Origin of the sequence: Rhodoferax sp. BLA1, assembly GCF_013416775.1 — a bacterium.
Lineage (GTDB): Bacteria > Pseudomonadota > Gammaproteobacteria > Burkholderiales > Burkholderiaceae_C > Rhodoferax.
On record NZ_SZVI01000004.1, the window covers coordinates 40,227 to 64,476 of the forward strand.

25 protein-coding genes are annotated in these 24,250 nt (G+C 59.1%); 20 read left to right on the forward strand and 5 right to left on the reverse strand.

Annotated features, from left to right (window positions below):
- Positions 1-7 precede the first annotated feature (7 nt).
- The gene (locus tag FDG13_RS05120; RefSeq protein ID WP_180125740.1) at positions 8-2,839 is read left to right on the forward strand and encodes a bifunctional diguanylate cyclase/phosphodiesterase; all 2,832 of its coding nucleotides are present in this window, start codon (positions 8-10) and stop codon (positions 2,837-2,839) included.
- Here FDG13_RS05120 and FDG13_RS05125 read toward each other — a convergent pair.
- Positions 2,836-3,426, reverse strand: coding sequence for a lysophospholipid acyltransferase family protein (locus FDG13_RS05125; protein ID WP_180125741.1), 591 nt, complete (start codon positions 3,424-3,426; stop codon positions 2,836-2,838). The two genes, FDG13_RS05120 and FDG13_RS05125, sit on opposite strands and share 4 nt — an antisense overlap.
- Positions 3,427-3,455: 29 nt before the next feature.
- A complete protein-coding gene (gene metK / locus FDG13_RS05130) occupies positions 3,456-4,637 on the reverse strand; it encodes a methionine adenosyltransferase (protein ID WP_180125742.1) in 1,182 nt (393 codons plus the stop codon).
- A gap of 194 nt (positions 4,638-4,831) precedes the next feature.
- On the opposite strand from metK, the gene FDG13_RS05135 reads away from it, so the two are divergent.
- The gene (locus tag FDG13_RS05135; RefSeq protein WP_180125743.1) at positions 4,832-5,671 is read left to right on the forward strand and encodes a lysophospholipid acyltransferase family protein; all 840 of its coding nucleotides are present in this window, start codon (positions 4,832-4,834) and stop codon (positions 5,669-5,671) included.
- Positions 5,672-5,771: 100 nt separating this feature from the next.
- Positions 5,772-6,641: a lipid A biosynthesis acyltransferase gene (locus tag FDG13_RS05140; protein ID WP_180125744.1), complete on the forward strand. Its 870-nt coding sequence runs from the start codon at positions 5,772-5,774 to the stop codon at positions 6,639-6,641.
- A 50-nt stretch (positions 6,642-6,691) separates the two neighbouring features.
- Here the strand turns inward: FDG13_RS05140 and yihA are convergent, their stop codons facing one another.
- Positions 6,692-7,426 (reverse strand): ribosome biogenesis GTP-binding protein YihA/YsxC, encoded by a 735-nt coding sequence (gene yihA / locus FDG13_RS05145; protein ID WP_370528166.1) that lies wholly within the window; start codon positions 7,424-7,426, stop codon positions 6,692-6,694.
- Between the two features lie 72 nt (positions 7,427-7,498).
- Between yihA and FDG13_RS05150 the strand changes: the two genes are divergently transcribed.
- The 3 genes from FDG13_RS05150 to FDG13_RS05160 all read left to right on the forward strand — a co-directional run bounded on the left by FDG13_RS05150 (position 7,499) and on the right by FDG13_RS05160 (position 9,994).
- The gene (locus FDG13_RS05150) at positions 7,499-8,125 is read left to right on the forward strand and encodes a cytochrome c (protein WP_180125745.1); all 627 of its coding nucleotides are present in this window, start codon (positions 7,499-7,501) and stop codon (positions 8,123-8,125) included.
- 211 nt (positions 8,126-8,336) lie between these two features.
- Positions 8,337-9,335 carry a protein-methionine-sulfoxide reductase catalytic subunit MsrP gene (gene msrP, locus FDG13_RS05155; RefSeq protein ID WP_180125746.1) on the forward strand — a complete coding sequence of 333 codons (999 nt, stop codon included), beginning with the start codon at positions 8,337-8,339 and terminating at the stop codon, positions 9,333-9,335.
- Entirely contained in the window at positions 9,335-9,994 is a 660-nt protein-coding gene (locus FDG13_RS05160) for a sulfite oxidase heme-binding subunit YedZ (RefSeq protein WP_180125747.1), read from the forward strand. The genes msrP and FDG13_RS05160 overlap by 1 nt, the downstream gene beginning before the upstream one ends.
- Positions 9,995-10,059: 65 nt before the next feature.
- Here the strand turns inward: FDG13_RS05160 and FDG13_RS05165 are convergent, their stop codons facing one another.
- Positions 10,060-10,296: a lipoprotein gene (locus FDG13_RS05165; protein WP_218942630.1), complete on the reverse strand. Its 237-nt coding sequence runs from the start codon at positions 10,294-10,296 to the stop codon at positions 10,060-10,062.
- 14 nt (positions 10,297-10,310) lie between these two features.
- Here FDG13_RS05165 and cyaY point away from each other — a divergent pair, with 14 nt between their 5' ends.
- Entirely contained in the window at positions 10,311-10,643 is a 333-nt protein-coding gene (cyaY, locus tag FDG13_RS05170; RefSeq protein WP_180125748.1) for an iron donor protein CyaY, read from the forward strand.
- 26 nt (positions 10,644-10,669) lie between these two features.
- Here the strand turns inward: cyaY and FDG13_RS05175 are convergent, their stop codons facing one another.
- Entirely contained in the window at positions 10,670-12,910 is a 2,241-nt protein-coding gene (locus FDG13_RS05175) for a penicillin-binding protein 1A (protein WP_370528167.1), read from the reverse strand.
- On the opposite strand from FDG13_RS05175, the gene FDG13_RS21005 reads away from it, so the two are divergent.
- The 13 genes from FDG13_RS21005 (at position 12,909) to FDG13_RS05240 (ending at position 24,155) form a co-directional block, all read left to right on the forward strand.
- The gene (locus FDG13_RS21005; protein ID WP_255435108.1) at positions 12,909-13,322 is read left to right on the forward strand and encodes a hypothetical protein; all 414 of its coding nucleotides are present in this window, start codon (positions 12,909-12,911) and stop codon (positions 13,320-13,322) included. The two genes, FDG13_RS05175 and FDG13_RS21005, sit on opposite strands and share 2 nt — an antisense overlap.
- A gap of 9 nt (positions 13,323-13,331) precedes the next feature.
- Positions 13,332-14,411 carry a pilus assembly protein PilM gene (locus tag FDG13_RS05185; RefSeq protein WP_180125751.1) on the forward strand — a complete coding sequence of 360 codons (1,080 nt, stop codon included), beginning with the start codon at positions 13,332-13,334 and terminating at the stop codon, positions 14,409-14,411.
- Positions 14,408-15,052 (forward strand): PilN domain-containing protein, encoded by a 645-nt coding sequence (locus tag FDG13_RS05190; RefSeq protein WP_180125752.1) that lies wholly within the window; start codon positions 14,408-14,410, stop codon positions 15,050-15,052. The genes FDG13_RS05185 and FDG13_RS05190 overlap by 4 nt, the downstream gene beginning before the upstream one ends.
- A gap of 11 nt (positions 15,053-15,063) precedes the next feature.
- Positions 15,064-15,732 (forward strand): type 4a pilus biogenesis protein PilO, encoded by a 669-nt coding sequence (locus FDG13_RS05195; RefSeq protein WP_180125753.1) that lies wholly within the window; start codon positions 15,064-15,066, stop codon positions 15,730-15,732.
- Positions 15,729-16,274, forward strand: a complete 546-nt coding sequence (locus tag FDG13_RS05200; protein WP_180125754.1) for a pilus assembly protein PilP — start codon at positions 15,729-15,731, stop codon at positions 16,272-16,274. The genes FDG13_RS05195 and FDG13_RS05200 overlap by 4 nt, the downstream gene beginning before the upstream one ends.
- Positions 16,271-18,325, forward strand: coding sequence for a type IV pilus secretin PilQ (gene pilQ / locus FDG13_RS05205; protein WP_180125755.1), 2,055 nt, complete (start codon positions 16,271-16,273; stop codon positions 18,323-18,325). Before FDG13_RS05200 ends, pilQ begins: the two co-directional genes overlap by 4 nt.
- Positions 18,326-18,354: 29 nt before the next feature.
- Positions 18,355-18,879 carry a shikimate kinase gene (locus tag FDG13_RS05210; RefSeq protein WP_180125756.1) on the forward strand — a complete coding sequence of 175 codons (525 nt, stop codon included), beginning with the start codon at positions 18,355-18,357 and terminating at the stop codon, positions 18,877-18,879.
- A 20-nt stretch (positions 18,880-18,899) separates the two neighbouring features.
- Positions 18,900-20,006 (forward strand): 3-dehydroquinate synthase, encoded by a 1,107-nt coding sequence (aroB, locus tag FDG13_RS05215; protein ID WP_180125757.1) that lies wholly within the window; start codon positions 18,900-18,902, stop codon positions 20,004-20,006.
- A gap of 49 nt (positions 20,007-20,055) precedes the next feature.
- Positions 20,056-21,264, forward strand: coding sequence for a deoxyguanosinetriphosphate triphosphohydrolase (locus FDG13_RS05220; protein WP_255435109.1), 1,209 nt, complete (start codon positions 20,056-20,058; stop codon positions 21,262-21,264).
- Between the two features lie 84 nt (positions 21,265-21,348).
- On the forward strand, positions 21,349-21,954 hold the full coding sequence (locus tag FDG13_RS05225) for a DUF1415 domain-containing protein (protein ID WP_180125758.1): 606 nt from the start codon (positions 21,349-21,351) through the stop codon (positions 21,952-21,954).
- Positions 21,935-22,930 (forward strand): SAM-dependent methyltransferase, encoded by a 996-nt coding sequence (locus FDG13_RS05230; protein ID WP_180125759.1) that lies wholly within the window; start codon positions 21,935-21,937, stop codon positions 22,928-22,930. Before FDG13_RS05225 ends, FDG13_RS05230 begins: the two co-directional genes overlap by 20 nt.
- Positions 22,931-22,957: 27 nt before the next feature.
- The gene (locus FDG13_RS05235; protein WP_255435110.1) at positions 22,958-23,425 is read left to right on the forward strand and encodes a hypothetical protein; all 468 of its coding nucleotides are present in this window, start codon (positions 22,958-22,960) and stop codon (positions 23,423-23,425) included.
- A gap of 25 nt (positions 23,426-23,450) precedes the next feature.
- On the forward strand, positions 23,451-24,155 hold the full coding sequence (locus FDG13_RS05240) for a transposase (RefSeq protein WP_180125760.1): 705 nt from the start codon (positions 23,451-23,453) through the stop codon (positions 24,153-24,155).
- Positions 24,156-24,250 lie beyond the last annotated feature (95 nt).

Genomic DNA, 24,250 nt, shown 5'->3' on the forward strand with positions numbered 1-24,250 from the left:
CATCAAGATGCGCGCCTTCACCCTGACCCGCTACTTTCCCCTGTTGTCTTTTGGGCTGTTGTTGTTGGCAGGTGTCCTGCTGGGAACCCTGGTCCGGCAGCAGGAGCTGGCCCAGATGGAGCGCACGGCGATTGAGCGCAACATCAGTATGACCCAACTGCTGGGAAACTTTTTGCAGCAGGACATTCAAGGTTTGACACAGATATCGGCTGGCAAAACACCCCAGGCCCTGCAGGCGTTGCCTGAGGTGGCCGAGTTAAACACCAAACTCAGGGCTTGGCTGCGTAGCTCCGACATTGTCAAGGTCAAGATCTACAGCCTGGAGGGGCTGACACTTTTTTCGACCGAAGCGGCGCAGATTGGTGAGGACAAGAGTCGCCATGCCCGATTCCTCTCGGCACGTGCTGGCCAGGTGGCCAGCGATCTGGTCCACAGCGACCAGTTTGCGGGCCCCGAGGGGGTGCTGCTCAATGTGGATCTGATGTCGAGTTATGTGCCGGTTCAGCACAACGGGCAACTGGTTGCTGTTTTTGAGCAGTACCAGGATGTCACCCGACTGATTCAGCGCATCGAACACACCCTGTGGCGGGTGGGTGGTTTGATTGCCGCTGTGTTTGTGTTGCTGTATGTGGTGCTGGTGGCGGTGGTGCAACGAGGTCAGCGCTCTCTGAACATCCAGAAAACCTTGCTGGAAGAGGCCAACCGGGTGCTTGACCAGCGGGTGGCCGAGCGCACCCAGGCACTCACGGCCAGTGAAGCGCAGCTGCGTGAGAGTGAAGCCCGGTTTCGCAGCCTGACCGAAATGTCGTCCGACTTTTATTGGGAAAGCGACGCCCAGCACCGCTTCACCCAGCGGACCTTCAGTGCGCGCGAAGCCGCCGACCCGGTGTTTTGTCAAACCGTTTTCCTGGGTCGTTTGATCTGGGATGTACCCACCATCGTGCCCAGCACCAACGACTGGCAGGCCCATCGGGCGGTGCTGGATGCCCATCTGCCATTTCGTGACCTCGAGGTGGCACACCAGGGCGCGAACACAAGCCCCTTGTATGTCAGTGTCAGCGGTGACCCGGTGTTTGACGCCTTGGGCATGTTCATCGGTTACCTCGGTGTGGGCACTGACATCACACAACGCAAACAAGCCGACACCGAGTTGCGCATCGCCGCCACCGCCTTTGAGTCACAGCAAAGTACCTTGGTGGCCGATGTCCATGGGATTGTCCAGCGTGTCAATCAGGCGCTGACCGAGTCCACCGGTTACAGCGCGCAGGAGATCGTGGGGCGGCCCGCAGCTATCTTGCGCTCAGACCGATTGGGCGCCGATTTCTACGCCGCCCAGTGGGCCAGCGTCGAGCAGACAGGGAAGTGGCAGGGTGAAGTCTGGACCACCCGCAAAAACGGTGAGGTGTTTCCGCAGTGGTTGTCGATTTCTTCGGTCAAAGATGCGCAGGGGCTGGTGACCCACTACATCGGCAATTACATTGACATTTCGGCGCAAAAGCATGCAGAGGAGGAGGTCAGGAAACTGGCGTTTTTTGACCCGCTAACGGGCCTGCCCAACCGCACCTTGTTGCGCGACCGTTTGCAGCAAACTGCCGCTGCCAGCGCACGCTCGGGTAGCTGCTGCGCGGTGCTGTATCTGGATCTGGACAACTTCAAGACCCTCAATGACACCCAAGGGCACGCCAGTGGCGACCAGTTGTTGCAGTGGGTGGCGGCCCGGTTGGTGGACAACCTGCGCCAGTGTGACACCGTGGCACGTATTGGGGGCGATGAGTTTGTGGTGTTGTTGCCGCAGCTCGAGGCTCGCAACCAGGAGCTGGCGGCTGTTGATGTGGAGCTGGTGTGCCAGAAGTTGCTCCAGGCGCTGGCCCAGCCCTATGTGTTCGCCCACACCGACTTCTACAGCACGGCCAGCATGGGCGTCACGTTTTTGGGCGGGCAAGAGACATCGGTGGATGATGTGCTCAAACAAGCCGACATGGCGATGTACCAGGCCAAAAGCCTCGGGGGCAACACCTTCGCCTTTTTTGACCCGGTCATGGAATCGGTGGCGCTGTCCCATGCCCGGCTGGAGCTTGATCTGCGCCAGGCGATCCAGGCTGGACAACTGGAACTGTATTACCAGCCCCAGGTGTCGGGCAGCAGTGGGCGCATTGTGGGGGCAGAGGCTTTGTTGCGCTGGCACCATCCAGAGCGCGGTTTGGTGCCCCCTGGGGACTTTGTTCCCCACGCTGAGCGCACCGGCCTGATCCTGCCGCTGGGTCAGTGGGTGCTGGAGCAGGCTTGTGTGCAGCTGGCGGCCTGGGCTCATCAGCCCGAGATGAAGGACTTGGTGTTGGCGGTGAATGTCAGCGCCCAGCAGTTCAAGGCGCCCGACTTTGCGGCTCAGGTTTTGGCCACACTGGCGCGTACCGGTGCCCAAGCCAAGCTGCTCAAGCTGGAGCTGACTGAGAGCATTTTTGCCGGCAACATTGATGAGATTGTGGGCATGATGAATAAGCTCAAGGGCCAGGGTGTCGGCTTTTCGCTGGATGACTTTGGCACCGGTTATTCGTCCTTGGCATACCTGAGCCGTTTGCCGCTGGACCAGTTAAAAATCGACCGATCCTTTGTCGCCAACATCGAGTCAGATAACAACAACGTGGCCATCTGCGCTGCCACCATCGGTCTGGCACACAGCCTCAAACTCAAAGTGGTGGCCGAGGGTGTGGAAAACGAGGCCCAGCGTTACTTTTTAAGCACGGTGCACCGCTGTGATTTATTGCAGGGTTACCTGTTCAGTCGCCCCCTGCCTTTGCCCGACTTTGTGGATTTGCTGGCCTCTTGGCGGCCAGCTTAATCGGCCTGGAACTGGGTGGCGTTCTTGCCTTTGAACGGCGCGTAAAACGCCTTGATGCTGCGCATGTCGGCTTCCAGATCACCCGTTGGGTAAAACAGGGGGCCCAGGCCGCTGACCTTGCGGCTGTAATCCATGTAGGCCATCACGATCGGCACCTGGGCGCTTTGGGCGATGTGGTAGAAGCCGGTTTTCCAATAACGCGTTTTGCTGCGTGTGCCTTCTGGGGGCACGATCAGCTGTAGCGCACCACTTGCCTTGCAAATGGCGTTGGCTGATGCTGCGACGAGGTTGTTGGCTTTGGAGCGGTCCACCGAAATGCCGCCCAGCCAGCGCATCACACCCCCAAAAGGAAAACGGAAGATGCTGGCCTTGCCCATCCAGTGCACATTGAGCCGCAGGACAAACGCCACCATCAAGGTGTAGGGCAGGTCCCAGTTGCTGGTGTGTGGCGCTGCAATGAACACACTGCGCTGCGCCTCTGCTGGCAAGTTGCCCAACACCCGCCAACCTGCCAGCTTGAGGTAAGCCAGTGACAACCAGCGACACAGCGCATTAACCACCGGTGTGGTGAAGATGGTGCGCTGCATGCGGGTTGGTCTGGGCTCAGGGACCGTTTTTACAGACCGGCCGCGTCGCGCAGCACGGCGGCTTTGTCGGTACGCTCCCAGGTGAACTCGGGTTCCTCGCGGCCAAAGTGGCCGTAGGCAGCGGTTTTTTCGTAGATCGGACGCAGCAGGTCAAGCATCTGGATGATGCCCTTGGGGCGCAGGTCAAAGTGCAGACCCACCAGTGCGGCAATCTGTTCGTCCGGGATCACGCCGGTGCCTTCGGTGTAGATGGTCACGTTCATGGGTTTTGCCACGCCAATGGCGTAGGCCACCTGCACCTGGCACTGACGGGCCAGACCGGCTGCCACCACGTTTTTGGCGACGTAACGGGCAGCGTAGGCGGCTGAGCGATCCACCTTGCTCGGGTCTTTGCCGCTGAAGGCGCCGCCACCGTGCGGGCAAGCGCCACCGTAAGTGTCCACAATGATCTTGCGACCGGTCAGACCACAGTCACCTTGCGGGCCACCGATAACAAAACGGCCGGTCGGGTTAATAAGGTATTTTGTGTCTTCGGTCAGCCATTCTTTGGGTAACACTGGCTTGATGATCTCTTCACGCACCGCCTCATAGAAGGCATCGGTCATCTTGTGGCCCAGGCTGTACTCCGGGGCGTGTTGGCTGGACAGCACCACGGTGTCGATGCTGTGGGGTTTGCCGTCCACATAACGCATGGTGACCTGGCTCTTGGCGTCCGGGCGCAAAAAGGGCAGGCGGCCGTCTTTGCGCAACTGCGCCTGGCGCTCCACCAGGCGGTGGGCGTAATAGATGGGCGCGGGCATGAGCTCAGGCGTTTCGTTGCATGCGTAACCAAACATCAGGCCCTGGTCACCCGCACCGGTGTTCAGATGGTCGTCACTGGCGTGGTCCACCCCCTGGGCGATGTCATTGCTTTGTTTGTCGTAGGCCACCAGCACCGCGCAACCCTTGTAGTCGATGCCGTACTCGGTGTTGTCGTAGCCAATGCGTTTGATGGTGTCGCGCGCGACCTGGATGTAATCGACATGGGCGTTGGTGGTGATTTCACCGGCCAGCACCACCAGACCGGTGTTGGTCAGGGTTTCGGCTGCCACGCGGCTGCGCGGGTCTTGGGTGAAGATGGCATCCAGGATCGCGTCGGAAATCTGATCCGCCACCTTGTCGGGATGGCCTTCAGAGACGGATTCGGAGGTGAAGAGAAAGTCGTTTGCCATGAAAAAAGCTCCTAAGTAAAAGTTAACAACCTTTTTGCGTTGCTTTTGGCTTGGGGAGCTTTCGGCGAACGCTTTAGCAGATATGTCAACGAGTTGACAAGGCACAATGGCGACCCGTGTGGGGCGGCTGCTTGTGTGTGTCGCCCTGCAAGTAGTTCCGTAACTCAGCGACAGTGTCAAGTTTAGCTCACACCATGACCATTTTTTTCAAATTGCTGTCCAGACTGCCTCTGAGCTGGCTGCATGCGCTGGGCTGGTTGCTCGGTTGGCTGGTGTTTGCTGCATCAGGGATCTATCGGCGCCGCTTTGTGGCCAGTGCAGACCAGGCCGGCATGGCCAGGTCGGACTGGTTGGCAGCGGTGGGTGAAAGTGGCAAGTTGGTGGCCGAGTTGCCGCGTTTGTGGCTGGGGCGCCCGGTTCCGGTGCTGTGGGATGGTGAACAGCATGTGGAGGCTGCGCTGGCCCGGGGCTCTGGCGTGGTTTTTTTGACGCCGCATCTGGGCTGCTTCGAAATCACCGCTCAAGCCTATGCGCAGCGGTATGGACAGATCGCCAAGCCGATGACGGTGTTGTTTCGCCCGCCGCGTCAGGCCTGGCTGCGGGCGATGGTGATGGCCTCGCGTCAGCGCCCGGGGCTGCTGACTGCACCCACCACCCTGTCGGGTGTCAAGCAACTGATCAAGGCGCTGAAAAAAGGTGAAGCGGTCGGCCTGCTGCCCGACCAGGTGCCCCCACTTGGCATGGGGGTGATGGCACCGTTTTTTGGACGTGACGCGTACACCATGACCTTGTCGGTGCGGCTGGTGCAACAGACTGGCGCCACGGTGTTGCTGGCCTGGGGTGAGCGGTTGCCATGGGGGCGTGGCTTTCGGGTGCATGTTGAGCCCTTGGACGCCCCTTTGCCGCCTGACCTAACACAGGCCGCTACCGTTGTGAATCAGGCTATGCAGGGGCTGATTGCGCAGTGCCCTGCCCAATATCTGTGGGGCTACGCGCGCTACAAACAACCGCGTGAAACGGCCCATACCTCATGAAAAGATTCTGTGTGTTGTCGATCTGTTGTCGCGGCCCGTCGCGTTCCTGTGTTGGATTGGCTCAGGTGTTGACACGACGCCCCTGGCGGGAGTCGGCCCCATGCTGAGCCGTCTGAGTTTGCTCATGATGCGCGCCCTGTCTCCTTTGCCGCTGGCCTGGGTGCGCGCGCTCGGGGTGGTGTTGGGTGTTTTGTTGTATCTGTTTGTGGTACCGCGCCGACGGATCGTCAGAACCAATTTGCGCCTGTGTTTTCCCCAACTGAGCGATGCAGAGTGCCGCCAGCGTACACGGCGGATGTTTGTCTATTTTGCGCAGGCTTGGCTGGACCGCAGCTGGCTCTGGCATGGTGCGCCGCAGCGGGTGCGTGAGCGTTTGAAGCTCACGGGTGATGTACAAGCCTTGGCTGGCAACGAGCCGGTGGTGATTTTTGCGCCGCATTTTGTCGGGCTGGATGCGGGCTGGAGTGCGCTGACCCAGCAGTTGCCGCGCCACTTCACCACAATTTATACCGACCAGACCAACAAACTGATGGACGCCTGGATTCTGGCCGGTCGCCAGCGGTTTGGCCGCAGCCACCTGTTTGGGCGCGCCGATGGTGTCAAGAGCATTGTGGCGGCGCTGCGTGCGGGTGACCCGCTGTACCTGCTGCCCGACATGAACTTTGGCCTCAATGAGTCGGTGTTTGTCCCGTTTTACGGGGTGAGTGCGGCCACGGTGCCGAGCCTGTCACGTTTTGCCAAACTCGGGCGCGCCAAGGTGGTGCCGGTGATCACGCGGCTGACCCGCACGGGCTATAGCGTGGAGGTGTTGCCGGCCTGGTCAGACTTCCCCAGTGATGACGCCACCGCCGACACGGCACGTATGAACGCAGAGCTGCAAACCTACATCAACACCATGCCCGAGCAGTACTACTGGGTGCACAAACGCTTCAAGGATCGACCGCCGGGCGAGGTTGACTTTTATCAATAAATTGGCCTCTAGCCCTTATGATCAAAGGGCTAGCAGCTATTGATTTGATATCAGTTGGATGGACTGATCGATGCGGCGGCAGCCGCAGCGCTGGTGGCCTCGGGGTGTGCCCACTGCCACAGCAAGGTGGCAACGTCCTCAATGCCCTGGCGTTTGGTGGCTGAAAACAGCCTCACTTCGCCGCCACCGGCCTGCAATTTCATGATCGACAGGGCCTTGGTCTGCTCCGAGCGGGTCAGTTTGTCAGCCTTGGTCAACACCACCAGAAACTTCAGGCCCTCTTCCACCCGCGGGCGCACCACGTCGAGCAGGATCTCGTCAAGTTCGGTCAGGCCATGGCGCGGGTCACACATCAGCACAATGGCTTTCAGGTTCTCACGCGTCACCAAATAGTTGGCCATCACCTGTTGCCAGCGGATCTTGTCCTGCTTGGGCACAGCGGCGTAGCCGTAGCCGGGTAAATCGGCCAGCACCGCGTCGGTCACGCCTTGCTTGCCCAAAGAAAACAGGTTGATGTGTTGTGTGCGGCCTGGTTTTTTGGAGGCAAACGCCAGCTGCTTCTGCTGTGTCAGAGTGTTGATGCAGGTCGACTTGCCGGCATTGGAGCGGCCGACAAAAGCGATCTCAGGCACACTGAGGGGCGGCAAAAAATGCAGCTGAGGGGCGGTTGTCAGGAATTTGGCCGTGTGCATCCAGCCCAGCGCCTCGGCAGCGGTGATGCCTGTGGTGACAGGCGCGGCGACGCTCGGCAATTTGGGGTCGGCGGGGCTGGTTTGAATGGTCATGGGGGCAATCTAAAGCAATCGAGCATTGTAGAATCAAGTGGTTTTTGTACTCACGACTTGTCCGGGATCTCTATGAAGCTCATCTCCTCTGTGTTGGTCGCTGCATCGCTGACTATGTCGGCAGTGTCTGGTTTTGCGCAAGAGGCTGCTGCGGCAGCCAAGCCGGATTTGGCCAAGGGTCAAGCCAGCTTTACCGCGGTGTGTGTCGCCTGCCATGGACCGGATGGCAATTCCTTGGTACCCGATTACCCCAAGCTGGCCCAACAGCATCCCGAGTACCTGGTCAAACAGTTGCAAGAATTCAAGACCGGCAAACGTCAAAACGCCATCATGCTCGGTTTTTCCGCGATGTTGAGTGACGAGGACATGAAAAACATCGCCTACTGGGTGACCACCAACAAGGCCGCCCCTGGCACCGCCGCCGATGCCGACCTGATTGCGCAGGGCAAACGCATTTACCTCGGTGGTGTGCTGGACCGCAACATCCCGGCCTGTGCTGGCTGCCATGGCCCGGCTGCGGCTGGTATCCCGGCCCAGTACCCGCGTCTGAAAGGCCAACAAGCCAATTACGTGGTGACACAACTCAACACCTTCCGCAGTGGTGAGCGCAACAACAATCTGCAAATGACCGGTGTGGCGGCCAAGCTCAACGACCGCGACATCAAGGCCGTGGCCGAGTACGTGGCCAGCCTCAAGTAAGGCTGCGGGCGCCCAGGGCTTGAACAAGCCCGCTGGCCCCTCCCAAAAAGCAGCCGCCAACGGGTGGGCTGCTTTTTTTTCGTCCGCAATTGAGCGACTTGGGTTCTGCGTACACAGTGTCTTTACCAACCCTTGACCAACAGGGGTGAAACTATTTGTGCGTAAATCTTTCTGACAGACACCCCATTCGCTTTTCCCAAGGACCATCGGCATGTTGATCAAAAGCAATTCACAAGGTTTTGTGCACCCCATCCCCAGTGAGATCACCCCGCTGGCGGCCTACCAATCGCGGCGCAACATGATCCGCCTCATGGCCAGTGGGGCGGCAGGTGCTGCGCTGGCCAGCTGGGCCGGACGTGAGGCGCTGGCGCAGGCCTGGGCGCCACCTGGCAAACACACTGCGCTGGCGGCCATCAAGAGCGCCACGCCGGGTGCATTGACCATGGAGAAAGTCACCGACTACAAAGATGCCAGCAGCTACAACAACTTCTACGAATTTGGGACCGACAAGGCGGACCCAGCGCAGTACGCCCAGGCTTTGCCCACCAGCCCTTGGCAGGTGGAAATCGAGGGGCTGGTGAAAAAGCCGGGCCGTTATGCGCTGGAAGATTTGCTCAAGCTCAGTGCGCAGGAGGAGCGCATCTACCGCCTGCGCTGTGTCGAGGGCTGGTCGATGGTGATCCCGTGGGTGGGGTACTCGCTGTCGGCGCTGATCCGCAAGGTGGAGCCGCTGGGCAGCGCCAAATATGTGGAGTTTGTGACACTGGCCGACCCCAAAACCATGCCGGGAGTACGTTCGCGGGTGCTGGACTGGCCGTATGTGGAAGGGTTGCGCCTGGACGAGGCCATGCACCCGCTGACCCTGCTGGCATTTGGCATGTATGGCGAGGTCTTGCCCAAACAAAGTGGTGCACCCCTGCGCCTGGTGGTGCCCTGGAAATATGGTTTCAAAAGTGGCAAGAGCATTGTCAAAATCCGCTTCACCGACAACCAGCCGCAGACCGCCTGGAACAAGGCCGCCGCCAGCGAGTACGGCTTTTATTCGAATGTGAATCCGGCGGTGGACCACCCGCGCTGGAGCCAGGCCACAGAACGTCGGATCGGCGAGGACGGGCTGTTTGCCAAAAAGCGCAAAACCCTGCTTTTTAATGGCTACGAGGCCCAGGTCGGGCAGCTGTACGCGGGCATGGACCTCAAGAAGTTCTTCTGATGGCGATTGTGGTGCCCATCCAGCGCTGGGCCGCAGCTGTCAATGCGCTGTGTCTACACCCCTGGAGCAAACCGCTGCTGTTTGCGCTGATGTTGCTGCCGCTGTGTGTGCTGGTGGGCGCGGCAGTCTTTGACCAGTTGGGGGCGAACCCGGCCCAGGCCCTGGTGCGCAGCACCGGCGACTGGACGCTGCGAGCTTTGTGTCTGGTGCTGGCGTTGACACCCTTGCGTGTCGGTTTGCAGTTGCCAGCCTTGGCGCGCTGGCGGCGCATGCTGGGACTGTTTGTGTTTTTTTATGCCAGCCTGCACCTGCTGTGTTACAGCTGGCTGGATATGGGTTTTGAGCTGGGCGACATCGCACGCGACATCCCGAAGCGGCCCTTCATTCTGGTGGGCTTTGCGGCTTTTGTGCTGCTATGTGCTCTGGCCCTCACCTCCCCGCATCGGGTGGTACGCATGATGGGCGGCAAACACTGGCGGCGCCTGCACCAGCTGGTGTACGCCGTGGCTGGCTTGGCGCTGTTGCATTTTTTTTGGATGCGTGCTGGCAAAAACGATGTGGCCGAGGTGTGGGTGTACACCGCCATCCTTGGTTATTTGCTGGGCTGGCGTCTGGTGCGTGCCGCCAAATATATGAGAAAAAGGTCTCTGACCCTTTAGGTAAAAGGGTTGATTGCTATCAATGAAGGAGTGTGCGGTGACGGCTCCGACGTCGCCTTGACCGGTCAGGGCGCGGCGACAGGCTGGCTGCTGGCCTTGGCTGGGGTGCTTGCCACATCCGCGTCCGGTGTGGCGGCGGGCCGCGAGAAGACCTGGGGGATCAGGGACTCGGGCAGCGTGGCCCGATGGGCTCCTGCCGGGGGTGTGGGCAGGTACAAGGCGCCGGTTTGACCACAGGCAGACAGTGTCAACACTGCTGCTGACAGAGCCAGGGCCCGGACTAGAATTTGTTGGAACAACATGATGTGGAATTGTAATGAACGATGCTGAATTTATGGACCAGGCGGAACGTGTGCTCAAAGCCGTGGAGGCCAGCTGTGATCACATCAACGACGCGACCAACGCGGACATTGACAACCAGCGCACCGGCGGCATGGTGACGCTGGTGTTTGCCAACCACAGCCAGATCGTCATCAACCTGCAAAAGCCCTTGCAGGAGATCTGGCTGGCCGCCAAAAGTGGTGGTTACCACTACCAATTTGATGGCAAACAGTGGATGGATACCAAGGGCCAGGGCGAGTTTTTTGCCTCACTGTCACATTTTGCCAGCGAACAATCAGGCAGCCCGCTGGTGTTTGCTGCGAGCTAGATTTCAGGCCGTTGCCGGGTGGACGTCTAGTTTTTGAACAGGTCGAGGATTTTCTTTTTCTCGTCCGCCGCCGGCATCGGAATCACCTGCTGGGTGTTGGCCGCCTGGCCGCTGCCATCCAGCCCCAGCGTGGCAATGCCGGTGGATCGGGTGTATTCATTGAAGAACCATTCACCGTCGATGTTGACCACACCTTCTGGTACCGGCAGCTCGGCCACTGGCACATTCTTGAGGGCTTGTACCATGAACTCAATCCACACAGGCAAGCTCAAGCCACCACCCGTTTCCCGGCTACCCAGTTTGCGCGGTGTGTCATAACCAATCCAGGTCACCGCCGCCAGGCTGGGCTGAAAGCCCGCGAACCAGGCGTCCATGGAGTCGTTGGTGGTACCCGTTTTGCCGTACAGGTCAGGCCGCTTCAGCTTGGCTTGTGCCGAGGCTGCCGTGCCAGAACGAGCCACCTCCTGCAGCAGACTGTCCATGACAAAGGCATTGCGCGCATCAATGGCCCGCACCGACTCGTCAAGCACAGGCACCGGGGTTTGAGCCAGAACCCTGCCTTTTTGGTCCGTGATGCTCGACACAATCCAGGGGTTGACGCGGTAGCCACCATTGGCAAACACCGAGTAGGCAGTGGCCATCTGCATTGGGGTGACCGAACCCGCACCCAGTGCCATCGTCAGGTAGGCCGGGTGTTTCTCCGCATCAAAACCAAAACGGGTGACCCAGTCCTGGGCGTGTTGTGCCCCGACAACCTGCAAAACCCTGATCGAGACCATGTTCTTGGACAGCGCCAAACCGCGTCGCAGGCTCATTGGGCCTTCAAACTTGCCGTCGTAATTCTTGGGCTCCCAAGCCTGCCCGCCGGTGACGCCTGCGCTGAAAAAAAGCGGACCATCGTTGACGATGGTGGCTGGGGTCACCCCGTTCTCAAGGGCCGCTGAGTAAATAAAGGGTTTGAAGCTGGAGCCCGGCTGGCGCCAGGCCTGGGTGACGTGGTTGAACTTGTTTTTCTCGAAATCAAAACCACCGACCAGTGCCCGGATCGCGCCGGTCCGCGGGTCAATCGCCACAAAGGCGCCTTCGACCTCAGGCAATTGGGTGATCTCCCAGGTGGACTTGGGTGTCTGGACAATGCGGATCACCGCGCCCCGGCGGATCTTGATGTTGGAGGGGGCTTTGTCGGACAAACCCGATTGTGCTGGTTTGAGGCCGTCACCGGTGATCTCGACGATGTCACCGTTTTGGCGGATCGCCTTGATCATCTTGGGGTTGGCGTCCAGCACCACGGCGGACAACACATCACCGTTGTCAGGGTGCTCCAGAAGGGCCTCGTCAATCACATCTTCGGTGCCTTGGGCGTCCTGGGGCATGCTGACAAACTTCTCCGGGCCCCGGTACACCTGTCGGCGTTCGTAATTCATGATGCCCCGGCGCAGGGCCTGGTAGGCAGCGATCTGGTCAGCCGCCCGCAGCGTGGTGTAGACGTTCAGCCCACGGGTGTAGGTGGAGTCACCATACTGGGCGTAAATCAGCTGACGTACGGTTTCCGTGAAGTATTCGGCGTGCACTTGGGCGCTGTCGGCCGAGGACCTGATCTTCACCACCTCTTGCGTGGCGAGTTCGGCCTGCTCGGGGGTGATGAAGCCGTTTTCAAGCATGCGCTGGATGATGTAGAGCTGGCGTGTTTTGGCGCGTTTGGGGTTGCTGATGGGGTTGTAGGCCGAGGGGGCTTTGGGTAAGCCCGCCAGCATGGCCGCTTCTGCCACGCTGATGTCCTTCAGCTGCTTGCCAAAATAGGCTTCGGAGGCTGCAGCAAAACCATAGGCGCGGTTGCCGAGAAAAATCTGGTTCATGTAGATCTCAAGAATCTGGTCCTTGCTCAGCAAGTGCTCCATCTTGAAGGTCAACAAAATCTCGTAAATCTTGCGCGTGTAGGTTTTTTCAGACGACAGATACACATTGCGCGCCACCTGCATGGTGATGGTCGACGCGCCCTGGCTCTTGATCTGGCCCAGATTCGCCAGCGCGGCGCGTGCCACACCAATGTAATCCACCCCGCCATGCTGATAGAACCGGGCATCTTCGATGGCCAGCACCGCATCTTTCATGACCTTGGGGATGTCTTTGATGGGCGTCAGATGGCGCCGTTCCTCACCAAATTCCCCAATCAGGGTGCCTTCGGCCGAAAAGACGCGCAGCGGCAATTTCGGGCGGTAGTCAGACAACTCCGAGACATCGGGCAGATTGGGGTAGGCCATGGCCATGGCAATCGCCACAATCATCAACAGCGAAGCCAAACCGGCCAACAACACGCCGCCGACCAGCAAAGGCAACTTGACAGCCCAGTGCATCGGGCGGCGCTTTTTGGGAGGAGCCGTCTGGGGGGAAACGGGGGGAGTGGGTGGGGGTGTTTCAGGCATGACAGGTGTTTACCGGCGTCAACCCGGTATCAAAGCGGGAATGCATCAGGGCTTGAAGTATCGCATTCCGATCCGTGGCGAGAGACCAGGTTCTGAAGCATTGGCATGCTTTTGGGGTGCTGGTCGGACTTATGATCTGCATTTTGGCAACGTTCATCGTCTGAAAAAAGTCGAAATATCTTTGCTGGACAATGATCTTACTGATAGCATTGAAGTGATTTCTCAAGACAAGCTCGATTTTTGCCACGCCAAATAGGGGACCATATTGCTTTCTTTGGGCTCGTTATTCAGTCGTCAACCTGCAGCCATGCTGGGTTTGGATGTCAGTTCGTCAAGCGTCAAGCTGGTTGAGCTGGGTCAGGATCGGGCGGGAAAGTTGATTTTGGAGAACTGCGCGATCATTCCGCTGGAGCGGGGCTGGATCACGGATGGCAACATCGAAAAGTTCGACGAAGTGGCCGATGCGGTGCGTCGCTTGGTCAAAAAGAGTGGCACCAAAACCAGAAATGTGGCCATGGCACTGCCCCCGTCCGCAGTGATCACCAAAAAAATCGTGCTGCCGGGTGGTTTGTCTGACCAAGAGCTGGAGTTGCAGGTTGAGACCGAGGCCAATCAGTACATTCCGTTTCCCTTGGATGAGGTGAGCCTGGACTTTTGTATTGTGGGTCCGAGCGCCAATTCTTCGGGAGATGTCGAGGTGCTGATTGCGGCTTCTCGGCGCGAAAAAGTTCAAGATATTCAGGGCTTGGCTGAGGCCGCCGGTTTGAAGCCCGTGATTGTGGATGTGGAGTCCTATGCTTCCAGGCTGGCCACCAGTCGGCTGATCGCCAACATGCCCAACCAAGGTGTTGGCAGCATCGTGGCCTTGTTTGAGGTCGGTGCCATGACCACCAGCATGCAGGTCATTCGCAACGATGAAGTGCTGTATGACCGCGATCAGGCTTTTGGCGGTGCCCAGCTCACCCAGATGATCATTCGGCAGTACGGTTTTTCACTGGAAGAAGCCGAGAGCAAGAAGCGCACCGGTGAGTTGCCCGACGATTACAGGGCGCTGGTTTTGCAGCCTTTTCTCGAGAGCTTGGTGCAAGAAGTGGGTCGTGCGCTGCAGTTCTTTTTCACCAGCAGCCCGCACAACAAGGTGGACCGGGTGATGCTCGCTGGCGGGTCGGCGTCTCTGCCTGGACTGACGGCGGCTGTCACCCAACAAACCGGGTTTGCCTGCAGTGTTGTGAATCCGTTTGAGGGCATGGAAATGTCGCCTTCGATTCGGCTCAACAAAATGGAGCGCGAGGCGCCGTCTTACCTCACCTCTTGTGGTCTGGCTTTGCGGAGATTTTTGCAGTGATACTGATCAATCTACTTCCCCATCGGGAAGCCGCTCGCAAACGCCGCAAGGACATGTTCAATGTCGGCTTGGGGCTCTCTGCCCTGACGGGTGGCTTGATCGCCGGATGTATCTTTCTGTGGTTTCATGCTCAGATATCTGACCAACAGGACAAGAACCAGATCCTGAGTTCTGAAATTGCCCAGTTTGACCGCCAAATCAAAGACATCGCGGGTTTGGAGGCAGAGATTGCCGCTTTGCGTGCGCGCCAGCAAGCGGTGGAGGATTTGCAGGCTGACCGTAACATGCCTGTCCATTTGCTCACTGAGTTGGTCGAGCAATTGCCTGAAGGTGTGTACATCACCAGCATGCGGCAGGAAGGCCAAAGTGTGGCTTTGCAGGGTGTTTCGCAGTCCAATGAGCGCGTGTCCGAGTTGTTGCGCAACCTCAGCACCAAGTCTGCCTGGCTGAGCCGACCGGAGCTGGTTGAGATTGTTGCCGGGTCTGTCAGCCTGACACCGCGCGACCAGCGTCGCGTCGCCAATTTCAAAATCAATGTAAAACTGGTGCGGGCTGGCGAAGCTGGCAGTGTCGTGTCGCCTGTGGCCGCAGCGAGTGCCGCTGGCAAGCTCGCTGCCGCTTCTTCTCCCTTGGCAAAGTAATGGCTTGAACTATGGCAAAGTCTCTCAACTTTTCTGTCGACTTCAAGCCTTGGCTGGACGCTGCTTCTGCCCAGTTTCGCAACCTGGACAGCAAAGACCCATCCAGTTGGCCCAAACTGCCCCGTCAAACACTGTTTGCAGTGCTTGCACTGGTGGTGGTTGTTTTTTTATGGCTTTTTTGGTTGACCGACTCAAAAGACGAGCTGACTGCAGCGCAGGAGCAGGAGGTCAAGCTGCGTGATGAATACCAGGCCAAGCTGGCTAAAGCCGTGAACCTCGAGGCCCTCAAGAAGCAGCGTGAACAGGTTCAGCAGTATGTGACGCAGTTGGAGAAACAACTGCCCAGCAAGGCTGAGATGGATGCCTTGTTGTCGGACATCAACCAGGCGGGTATTGGCAGAAGTTTGCAGTTCGACTTGTTCAGACCGGGTCAGGTGCTGGTGCGTGAGTACTACGCAGAGTTGCCCATTTCCGTGAGAGTGACGGGGCGCTACCATGATATGGGTTCATTTGCTGCGGATATTTCCAACCTGTCGCGAATTGTGACGCTCAACAATATTTCGATTGTGCCTGTCAAAGACAACGCATTGGCCATGGAAGCTGTCGCCAAAACTTTTCGTTACCTGGATGCGCAAGAGGTCAGCGCTCAGCGCAAAGCCACTGCCGGAGCCAACAAATGAGCGAATGCCGTTGGATTTTGCCGCTGTTGTTGCCTCTGACAGTGTTGTGTGCCTGTACTGGCGCATCTGAGGACGAACTGCGTGAGTGGATGGCACAGCAAAAAAGCCAGACTTTTCCCAAAGTGGTACCTTTGTCCGAGCCCAAGCAGTTCAAGCCAGAAAATTACACCGAGGTGACCGAGTTTGACCCCTTCAGCGTCAAAAAACTCACCTTGGCGCTGAAGAAGGATTCAGCGCAAGCCTCGTCCAACGCCGCTTTGCTTGAGCCGGAGTTGATGCGCCGCAAAGAGCCGCTGGAGGAGTTCCCACTGGATACGATTGCCTTGGTGGGCAGCATGGTTCGTGACGGGAAACCCGTTGCGTTGGTGACCGTGGGCAAGTTGTTGTACCAGGTCCGTTTGGGGGAGCATTTGGGACAGAACTATGGCCGTATAACAAAAATCGTTGAGACAGAAGTCACCCTGCGTGAAATTGTTCAGGACGCAGCTGGTGAGTGGATTGAACGCACTGCGTCATTGCAGCTGCAAGAGAGGTCAAAATGAAAACCCAACACCATTATCTATTTGGCCGGTTTGGCAGCCGGGTTTGGCTTGTCGCCAGCTTGTTGTTGGCCACGGCGACGGCGCAGGCCCAGATCGCCATTGAGGCTGTGACGGGTTCTTTGCAAGGCGGCTCAGAAGTTGTCAAGATTGATTTGAGTGAAGCCCTGCCTGCTGTGCCAACCGGGTTTTCCATCCAGTCACCCGCCAGAATTGCGCTTGATTTTCCGGGTGTGGTGAGTGCCATGGGGCGCTCTACCGTCGACATCAACCAAGGCAATCTCAAGTCGGTCAGTGTGATACAGGCGGGTGATCGCACCCGCGTGGTGTTGAATCTCAAACAATACACGGCGTACAAGACCCAAATTCAGGGCAAGTCCCTGTATGTGTCACTGGACGCCGTCGCAGACGTGGCCGCGGCCGAAGCGCCCAAGCTGTTTGCACAAGCTGTGGTTCGTGATGCCTCGCCGCTGCGTGACCTGGATTTTCGGCGTGGTGCTGATGCATCTGGGCGGATCATTGTTTCCTTGCCCAATGACCAGGTGGGTGTCGACATCCGCCAGCAGGGCCAGACGCTGGTGGTGGAGTTCATGAAGACCACCTTGCCGGAGGGTTTGCGTCGGCGTCTGGATGTGACTGATTTTGGTACACCGGTTAAAACCATCACCACCAGCCAAAGTGGTGACCGCGTGCGTATGGTGATTGAGCCGCAAGGTGACTGGGTGCACAGTGCCTACCAGAGTAATTCGGAGTTTGTGGTTGAAGTCAAACCGGTCAAGGTGGATGCCTCCAAGTTGACCCAAGGCCCGGGCTACAGTGGGCAAAAACTGTCACTCAATTTCCAGAACATCGAAGTTCGCTCTTTGTTGCAGGTGATTGCGGACTTCACGAATTTCAACGTGATCACCTCTGACTCTGTGAATGGCGCGGTGACGCTGCGTTTGCAGGATGTGCCCTGGGACCAGGCGCTCGACATCATCCTGCAGGCCAAGGGTCTGGGCATGCGCAAGACAGGCAATGTGTTGTGGATTGCGCCCAAGGACGAAATCAATGCCAAGGAAAAGCTTGATCTGGAGTCGGCGGCCGCTGTGCAGAGCTTGGAGCCTTTGCGAACCCAGTCATTTCAGATGAACTACACCAAGGCCGCAGAAGTGGCGGCTCAGTTAACCGCCACCGGTACTGGTGGTGGTTCTGGTGCGTCGTCTCGCTTGCTCAGTGCACGCGGCAGTGTGATTGCGGAGGCTCGCACCAACCAGTTGTTTGTCACCGACATTCCATCGAAGTTGGAGCAAGTGCAGCAGCTGATTGACAAACTGGATATCCCGGTGCGCCAAGTGATGATTGAGGCGCGGATTGTGGAGGCTTCTGATACCTTCAGTAAGTCGCTCGGGGTGCGTTTGGGTGGGGGCAGCAGCAGCACAAATGCGTCGATTGGTTCAAGTTATACCAGCGGTTCTGCGGGCACCACCTCAGGTAGTTTTGTAAACTTCCCGGTGGCGGGTGGTGCTGCCGTGGCTTTCTCGATTTTCAACTCGGCTGCCACCAAGTTCTTGAACCTTGAAATCTCCGCACTGGAGGCGGATGGCAAGGGCAAGGTGATCTCCAGCCCGCGCCTCATCACGGCGGACCAGATCAAGGCCTTGATCGAGCAGGGCACCGAGTTCCCGTACCAAGTGGCCTCCTCCAGTGGCGCCACCTCGATCGCCTTTCGCAAGGCGAACCTGAAGCTGGAGGTCACTCCCCAGATCACACCCGAGGGTGGCATCATTCTCGCGCTGGATGTGACCAAGGACACCCGTGGTATCAGCACCGATGCCGGTTATGCGATCGATACCAAACACATCCAGACCCAGGTGCTGGTGGAAAACGGCGGCACGGTGGTGGTGGGGGGCATCTTTACCGAAGACACCTCGAACACGATTGACAAGGTGCCACTCCTTGGGGATTTGCCAGGGGTGGGGAACTTGTTCAAACGGACCGTGAACTCAACCGAAAAGCGCGAGATGCTGGTCTTTATCACCCCTCGGGTCCTCAAAGACAAGGTGGCCCGTTGAGGGCTTGTTGTTGAGGATGTCCCTTTAAATTGACCATCAGTCTCATCGGCCTGCCGGGTTCGGGTAAAACCACGGTTGGCCGTTTGCTCTCACGGCGCCTGCGGCTGCCGTTTCTCGACTCGGACACGGTGATTGAGCAACAATTGGGCTGCTCCATTCGCGAATTTTTCGAGCGCGAAGGTGAGGCGCGGTTTCGCGACATCGAAGCCGATGTCATCAACGAGCTGACCCAGGCCCCCGAGGGGGTGTTGTCCACCGGTGGCGGTGCGGTGCTCAGGCCGCAGAACCGGGCCAATCTGCACGCGCGCACCAAGGTGGTCTACCTGAACTCTTCGCCAGACGATTTGTTTCGCAGACTGCGTCATGACAAGAATCGCCCGCTCCTGCAGGTGGCGGACCCATTGGGCCGACTGCGTGACCTCTACAGCCAGCGCCACCCTTTGTACAAGGAAACTGCCCATTTCCAGGTGGACACAGGGCGGCCCTCGGTGGCCAGCCTGGTCAACATGATCCTGATGCAACTGGAGCTCGACGGCAGCGCAGGCGTGGTGTGAAACCCTCTAAACTCTGAGGCATGACAGCTTCAGATCTTCACACCGTGGCCATTGAGCTGGCCGACCGCAGTTACCACATTGCCATCCGTGGCTCGCTCTTTGACAACCCATTGAGTTACGCCCAGTTGCCCAAGTCGGCGGCCGCGCTGATTGTGACCAATACCACCGTGGGGCCACTGTACGCGCCGCAGTTGGAAAAGGCACTGGCCGCGCACTACGGCAAGGTGTTCACCGTGGTCTTGCCGGACGGTGAAGCCTTCAAGACCTGGGAGAGTCTGAACCTGATTTTTGATGCGCTGCTGAGTCACGGTTGCGACCGCAAAACCACACTGTTTGGCCTGGGCGGCGGCGTGGTGGGGGACATGACCGGTTTTGCCGCTGCCAGTTACATGCGTGGTGTGCCTTTTGTGCAGGTGCCCACCACGCTGCTGGCGCAGGTGGACTCGTCGGTGGGCGGCAAAACCGCGATCAACCACCCGCTGGGCAAGAACATGATTGGCGCGTTTTACCAACCGCTCAAGGTGGTGTGTGATCTGGACACCCTCAAGACCCTGCCGCAGCGTGAACTCAGCGCCGGTCTGGCCGAGGTCATCAAATACGGTCCGATTGCTGACATGGATTTCCTGGCCTGGCTGGAGGGCAACCTGGAAGCGGTGTTGGCGCGTGAGCCGGTGGCACTGGCGCATGTTGTCAAACGCAGCTGTGAGATCAAGGCCTGGGTGGTGGGGCAGGACGAGCGCGAGTCCGGTTTGCGTGCCATCCTGAACTTTGGCCACACCTTTGGCCATGCCATCGAAGCCGGTCTGGGTTTTGGTGTCTGGTTACACGGTGAGGCGGTGGGCTGTGGCATGGTGATGGCCGCGCAGCTGTCGGCGCGACTGGGTCTGGTGGACGCCTTCTTTGTTCACCGTCTCAGCACCTTGATCACCAAAGCCGGATTGCCGGTCAGGGCGCCACGTCTGTCAGATACCGACAACGCCGGGCGTTATCTGGAACTGATGCGTGTGGACAAGAAGTCGGAAGCTGGCGAGATCAAGTTTGTGTTGATCGACAAACCCGGCAGCGCCTGTGTGCGTGGCGCACCGGACGCTGTGGTGCGCCAGGTGATTGATGCCTGTTGCGCCTGACAGTCCCTTAAACGGTAGCAATATGCCCTTTATTTACAAGGGCTAGAGCATGATTTTTCATACAAACATGGTGCTGACACCGTACGCCTGTGACCCGGCCAAGTCACGTGGTCGGCGCTTTGCACAGCCGCCCGCGCCCACGCGCACCGAGTACCAGCGCGACCGCGACCGCATTGTGCACAGCACCGCGTTTCGGCGGCTGGTCTACAAAACCCAGGTGTTCCTGAACCACGAAGGGGACCTGTTTCGCACCCGCTTGACGCATTCGCTGGAAGTGGCGCAGCTCGGGCGCTCGGTGGCGCGCACGCTGGGCCTCAACGAGGACCTGGTGGAAACCATTGCGCTGGTGCATGACGTCGGGCACACCCCGTTTGGCCACGCGGGGCAGGATGCGCTCAACGCCTGCATGGCAGAGTTTGGTGGTTTCGAGCACAACCTGCAAAGCCTGCGCATCGTCGACCAGCTCGAAGAGCGCTACCCTGAGTTTGACGGGCTGAACCTCACGTTCGAGACCCGCGAAGGTATTCTCAAACACTGCTCACGTCGGGATGCCGAAGTCCTGGAGCGCGCCGAGCCCGGCGGGGTTGGCCACCGTTTTCTGGTGCACCAGCAGCCCAGCCTGGAGGCCCAGCTGTGCAACCTGGCCGACGAGATTGCCTACAACGCCCATGACATCGACGATGGTGTGCGCTCGGGCCTGATCACGCTGGAGCAGCTGCAGGCGCTGACGCTGTTTGAGCAGTTCCGGCTGCAGGCGCTCAAAGAGCATCCCCAGCTGGGTCAGCGGCACCAGGGGCGGCGCCTGTTGTACGAGTCGATCCGGCGCATGCTCAGCAGCCAGATTTATGACGTGATTGCCGCCACCCAGGCCGCGTTGGACGCAGCTCAACCTGCCGATGTGCAAGCCGTGCGGGCCTTGCCACCGCTGGTGCAATTTGGCCCGGAGATGCGCGCGCAATCCAAAGCCCTGAAGGCCTTTTTGCTGGAACAGCTGTACCGGCATCCGCAGGTGGCCCACACCACCGGCCAGGCGCGGGTGGTGGTGACCGAGCTGTTTACCACCTACACCCGCTCGCCCGACGAACTGCCCGAGTCGTACCAGCACCACATCCAACAAGCCCATCAGTCGGCGACCGATTTGTCGGCAGATGGCCCGCGCCTGACCGCGCGCGTGGTGGCCGACTACATTGCCGGCATGACCGACCGTTTTGCCCTGCGTGAGCATGAGCGCCTGACCGGAAAGCGGCTGCTGTCATGAGGGCCGCCACTGTACAACCAGCGCGGCTGCGTGGCCGACCACCGTTATGGGTCACAGCCCGTCTAAGCCTTCAGGAGAACATACATGTTCGATGATCAAACCGTGGTGGCCGATACCGTGGCCTGGCTCGAGCGTGCGGTGATTGGCCTGAACCTGTGCCCGTTTGCCAAGAGTGTGCATGTCAAGCGTCAAGTTCACTACGCCGTCAGCCACGCCACCACGCCAGAGGCGTTGCTGGAAGATTTGATCCATGAGCTCAAACAGCTTCAAGACCTGGATGCCAAAGAGCGGGATACTACGTTGTTGATAGCGCCGGAATGTTTGCAGGACTTTCTGGACTACAACGATTTCCTCGACCTGGCTGACCAGGCGCTGGTGGATCTGGACCTGGACGGAGTGTTGCAGATTGCCTCCTTGCACCCGCAGTACCAGTTTGCCGGCACCAAGCTGGACGACATCACCAACTTCACCAACCGATCACCTTACCCCAGCCTGCATCTGCTGCGCGAGGAAAGCATCGACCGCGCGGTGGCGGCTTTTCCCGACCCGCAGACGATTTTTGAGACCAATATGCAGACCATGGAGAACCTCGGTCTGGCGGGCTGGCAGGCCTTGCAGGTGGACGCCAGCCCGGTCTCAGTCGACGCGCTCGACGTGGCATCATCCCCGCATGACCTCAAAACACCCTGACACCCGCCGCCCAAAGCAGGGCGAGCGCCCTTCTGCCCGTTCTGGTGCGACGGCGCCCAGTCCCCAACCCTTGGCCGATGAACTGCGCCCGGGTCAGTCGATCGAGTTGCTCAAGGAGCTACACATCCTGACGCGTGAGGGCAAACTCAACCAGGACTCGCGGCGCAAGCTCAAGCAGGTCTACCACCTCTACCAGTTCATTGAAAAACTGTTGCTGGAGCTGCCGCAGCAGGGGAGGGCGCCCAGCACAACGGGCGACACCAGTGCTGACACCAGCCCCGCCGGGCTCACCCTGGCCGACCACGGCGCTGGCAAGTCCTACCTGGGCTTCATCCTGTACGACCTGTTTTTCCGGCAGCAAGCCCAGGGCCACATCTACGGCATCGAGACACGCTCCGAGCTGGTGGAGAAGTCGCAGGCGTTGGCCAGCCGCCTGGGGTTTGAGCGCATGTCCTTTTTGAACCTGACGGTGGCCGAGTCGACAGCGTCAAGCCGTTTGCCCGAACACATCGACGTGGTCACCGCTTTGCATGCCTGCGACAGCGCTACTGACGATGCGATTGCTTTTGGTCTGCAAAAACGGGCGCGGGTGATGGTGTTGGTGCCCTGCTGCCAGGCCGAGGTGGCGCGGGTGCTGAGCCAGCACAAGGCGCTGTCTTTGTCACGCACACCGCTGGCCGAGTTGTGGCGGCATCCCTTGCACACGCGCGAGATGGGCAGCCAGATCACCAATGTGCTGCGCTGCCTGTACCTGGAGGCCTGTGGTTACCAGGTCACGGTGACCGAGCTGGTCGGCTGGGAACACAGCATGAAAAACGAGCTGATCATTGCCCGTTATACCGGTGCCCGAAAACGCGCCAGCGCCGAACGGCTGCACAACTTGTTGTCCGAGTTTGGCCTGCTGTCCCTGCTTCATACACGCTTTACATCCTTGCCGGACAATGCCGTGCCGCCTTTGTCGGGCGAATTGGTTTGAATTGGTAAGCGTTTTTTGGAGAGAAGCATGAAAGCAATCATGAAAATGGGTTTGTCCACCGCCTTGGTGCTGGCCCTGGGCGCCTGCGCCACCAGCAGCCCGGACGTGATCCAGCGCGGTGATGCCCAGCGCATGTCGCAAGTGCAAGATGGGGTGCTGTTGTCGATTCGCACCGTCACCGTGGACGGCAGCCAGAGTGGTATTGGTGCCGCCGTGGGTGGTGTCACCGGCGCTGTGGCGGGCGCCAGCCGGGGTGCTGGCGGCGGCGAGAGTCAGGTGATTGGTCTGTTGGTGGGCGTGGCCGGTGCTGTGGCTGGCAACACCATCGAACGTATGTCCACCCGAGAAGAAGCCAATGAACTGCTGATCCAACTCAAGGGCGGTGAGCGCCGTGCCATTGTGCAGGCCAAGGGCAGTGAAACCCTGGTGCCGGGTGACTCGGTGATCATTGTCACCACCGGTGGCAAGGTGCGTGTGACCAAGGCCCCCAAGTAAACGCGGGTCGGTTTTTGCCGGAACCATGTCACGCCTGCTCCGCCTGACCCTGCCGGGCTGGCCACACCACATCATCCAGCGTGGCAACAACCGCCAGGCCATTTTTGCCAGCGCGGCGGATTACCGTTTCTGGCTGGACCTGCTGGCGCAGCAGGCACCCCGTTATGAGGTGTTGATCCACGCCTATGTGCTGATGGACAACCACTTCCATCTGCTGGCCACCCCCAAGACCGCTGACGGCCTGCCCAAACTGATGCAGGCCGTGGGGCGCAGTTATGTGCGGTACTTCAACCAAAGCCAGCAACGCACCGGCACCTTGTGGGAGGGGCGTTACCGCTCAACCGTGATCCAACCCGAGCGTTATCTGCTGGCCTGTATGGTCTACATGGACCTGAACCCGGTGCGCGCCGGTCTGGTGGCGCAGGCCCAGGACTACCCCTGGTCCAGCCATGGACATTGCCTGGGGCAGCGGGTGGACCGGTTGATCACGCCGCACGCCGTGTTCTGGCAGCTGGGCAACACCCCGTTTGCCCGTGAATCCGCTTACGCCGAGTTGGTGCGCTCAGGCATCAACTCGGTGCAACAGGCGGCGCTGACCGAGTCCACCCTGGCCGGTTGGGCCCTGGGGGAGCCGGATTTTGTGGCAAATTTGCAAAAAAACACCGAGCGTCGAGTGGTCAAAAAAGCCGCCGGGCGACCCGTATCAGCCCCCAAAATAATCATGAAATAGGGCTCCAGCCCTTAAATCAAAAGAGATTATTGCTATGTTTATTAATATGTCCCTAATTTAATTTCCTGAAAGTCGGATAATTTGCAATTGGTATC